Annotated in this window: 5 protein-coding genes; 1 reads left to right on the plus strand and 4 read right to left on the minus strand. The window is 35.0% G+C overall.

Annotation, left to right across the window (positions count from 1 at the left end):
• Positions 1–96 precede the first annotated feature (96 nt).
• Positions 97–642 (minus strand): hypothetical protein, encoded by a 546-nt coding sequence (locus BN52_RS07515; RefSeq protein ID WP_008473858.1) that lies wholly within the window; start codon positions 640–642, stop codon positions 97–99.
• A gap of 226 nt (positions 643–868) precedes the next feature.
• Here BN52_RS07515 and BN52_RS07520 point away from each other — a divergent pair, with 226 nt between their 5' ends.
• Positions 869–1,477 carry a DUF5052 family protein gene (locus BN52_RS07520; protein ID WP_008473859.1) on the plus strand — a complete coding sequence of 203 codons (609 nt, stop codon included), beginning with the start codon at positions 869–871 and terminating at the stop codon, positions 1,475–1,477.
• A gap of 116 nt (positions 1,478–1,593) precedes the next feature.
• Here the strand turns inward: BN52_RS07520 and BN52_RS10485 are convergent, their stop codons facing one another.
• The 3 genes from BN52_RS10485 to BN52_RS10490 are packed head-to-tail and all read right to left on the minus strand — an operon-like array spanning position 1,594 to position 2,492.
• The gene (locus tag BN52_RS10485) at positions 1,594–1,824 is read right to left on the minus strand and encodes a hypothetical protein (RefSeq protein WP_008473860.1); all 231 of its coding nucleotides are present in this window, start codon (positions 1,822–1,824) and stop codon (positions 1,594–1,596) included.
• A 48-nt stretch (positions 1,825–1,872) separates the two neighbouring features.
• Positions 1,873–2,001: a hypothetical protein gene (locus BN52_RS10540; protein WP_008473861.1), complete on the minus strand. Its 129-nt coding sequence runs from the start codon at positions 1,999–2,001 to the stop codon at positions 1,873–1,875.
• 2 nt (positions 2,002–2,003) lie between these two features.
• Positions 2,004–2,492, minus strand: a complete 489-nt coding sequence (locus tag BN52_RS10490) for an Rpn family recombination-promoting nuclease/putative transposase (RefSeq protein WP_008473862.1) — start codon at positions 2,490–2,492, stop codon at positions 2,004–2,006.
• Positions 2,493–2,729 lie beyond the last annotated feature (237 nt).

Here is a 2,729-nt window from a genome sequence, read left to right on the forward strand (position 1 = left end):
CTATTTTTCTTCCTTTTTCTTCAAAAACTTTTTTTGAAAAAATTGCAAAAAAATACAGGACCTCTCCCTAAGTCCTGTTTTCATGCGGGTTTAAACTCATTTATTATTATCTGAACAACGATGTCCTTCTACTTGTGGTAGTAACAGTTCAAGTTGTTGGTAGATTTCATTCACATTTTCTAAACAACCATGAGTTATCCATTCAGAAATATTGTTATAAATCAGATTTCCAAGAGTCTTTCCTTTTCTTTTGGGAAGACCCTCGAATTTATCTGCATACTTCATAACAATTTGATAAGCCAATTTTTTCAAACGGACGCGAATAATACTTCGATCTTCCATTCGAGTTATTTTGTAAATACTTAGATAGAAGTTTTTCTCAGCTTCTATTTCTTTTAAACCTCGATAAATTGACATCCGCATGGTTTTATCAAACTTCTTCGGCATCAGTGAATCTTTGAGAGATTCTTCCAGTCCTTTATATAACAAGTCTACCTTTCCATTCTCAAAAGTACGGTAAAAAGTGGACCGTGACATTCTTGCTGACTTACAATATTTGCTAATACTGTAACTACTGATAACCGCCTTCGTCATGCTCTGTTTCAGCACAAACTGGACACAGGGTATGGCTGAGTTTTCCAAAATATTACCTCCAAATAATAGAATAACAAATACTATATCAGGACCTTGTACTCTGAGCAATAGTTTTTAAATTAAAAAACATTTCTATTTGTTTTTTTACCTGTTATCGCTTATATTTTAAGACGTAGTACAAATAAAAAAACACGCGTTTTTGTGTCACTGAGTTTGTTGTACTGTGAACCTATTTTTTCTATAATTAATGTAAATAAATTTCGGGGTGTTTTTTATGAGATCAAAGAGACTATGGTTTATCGGCTTACTTGTAGCAATTTCAATTACGTTGTCTGGTTGTGCTTGGTTCTCTGATGTTACGCTCGATATTCGCTCTAGCATTACTGGACTTCCTTTTACTATTTCTACCTATGATTATGACGGGCAAAAGATTGATCAAATAAAAGCTAATTCAGTAAAGATTTCTACTTATCGTCCAATGTCCAAAACTGATTCTAACCAAAACGAGCAGTCGAAAGTAATTGATATTGAATATGGCGGACATCAAATGATCCACGTAGGTTCTTCGCTAATCGCTAGCGAAGGCTTAACCAATTATCAGGATCGATTCAATCGAAAAGTTAATATCAACAATATTAATCCTAGCGTTCCTATGCTTGCAGAAATCTACAATAATTTTAAAAATGATTGGTCAGGTAAGGCTCGTGTAATTCTAATTCGATCTCAAGCTGGAAAACCAATTGCAGTTTATGTTGGCAACCATGTGCGTGTTAGTGGCACCGATATGAAATCGACCACTAAAATTAACGTTGATGGAAAACGATTATTTATTTATCGTTGCGACTATAGTATTTATGATTTATCAACAGTTAAAAAGATGTAACAATTGTTTTCGATAAAATCATCAAAGCTGATTCATTAGATTGAGTCAGCTTTTTGAGTTTGATTTGTATTATAAAAAAACGGGCAATCGCCCGTTCTTGTGAAATTAGGATGTAGCTAGGCTTCTTGTAAAGAATCGTTTTTTGCTTCTGCGATAAATTGCTTTAACTCATCATCTGAGAAGTATTCGCCGTATTGCCTTTTAGCTGCATTAAAGATAATCCTATCATCTGTAGATATTTCCATCATTGCGATAATCAGTTTCTTAACCCCTGCACGATTTGCAATCTTCTCACCAATCTCGCGACCGTAGATTTCCCGATCCATCATCTTCATCTCGTAGTCCATGATATCTGCCCTTCTGTCTTGATTAAGTTCCTTGATCCGCTTTTGAGCTCAAATAAAATGTTCATTTAGACTGACTTCTTCATTATTCATCAACTTCGCCAGCTCCTTAAGTTCTGCGCTTTCACCAGTGAAGTCGCCTTTTGAGTTAATGATAACCTTAGTAGCGCCGTCAATCAACTCTAACGCATGATCTTGGGTATCGATCGTTTAAAAAAGTGAACTGCACGATTATCAACTTTTGAAAAAGCTTCAGACGGATTAAACGAACACAAGAAGATGATGAAAGTATCAGGCAATTCAGAATAATCGTGACCTGGCTTAAGAACCTTGGCACCATCGATCGTTGATTGATAGTAGCGCAATCTTCTTCCAAGATACTTGCTTGGTGAAGTCTGCATCTCGATATCAAAAATGCAACCATCCTTATCAACCACTTTGACATCAAGTCTGATATCTTTAGCCTCTTGCTGATCGTTGCCTAGCGAATCTTGCTTGTTAAACTCTACGATCTCTTTGATTTCCAAAAAGGGCAAGATGATTCGTAAAACATACAAGCAAAACTCTTCGTTTTCCATGACCCAACCGAAGATCTTATCTTCAGTAAAGCCAAATTCCTTTGGGATTTCATTTTCGATGAAATTTCCTCCGTAAATAATATTTGAGAGCAAAAATAGCCCCCTAATATATAAATACGCAAAAAATCGAAATATTTATTTTTTATTTTGGATAAGCAAAAATTTTTTAAAAAAATAAAACAACAATCGTAAGCGTCATATAACCGAGTATCTTTTTTAGTCCGTATTTTTCAGGTATTCTAATCTCATCAATTTAATGGAGGTTAAGAATATGATCGAAAAACAACAACCCATTGTGGCACTTGGCCACTCTTCTAAACCTAAGAAGGC

Source organism: Lactobacillus gigeriorum DSM 23908 = CRBIP 24.85, assembly GCF_000296855.1.
Classification (GTDB): domain Bacteria; phylum Bacillota; class Bacilli; order Lactobacillales; family Lactobacillaceae; genus Lactobacillus; species Lactobacillus gigeriorum.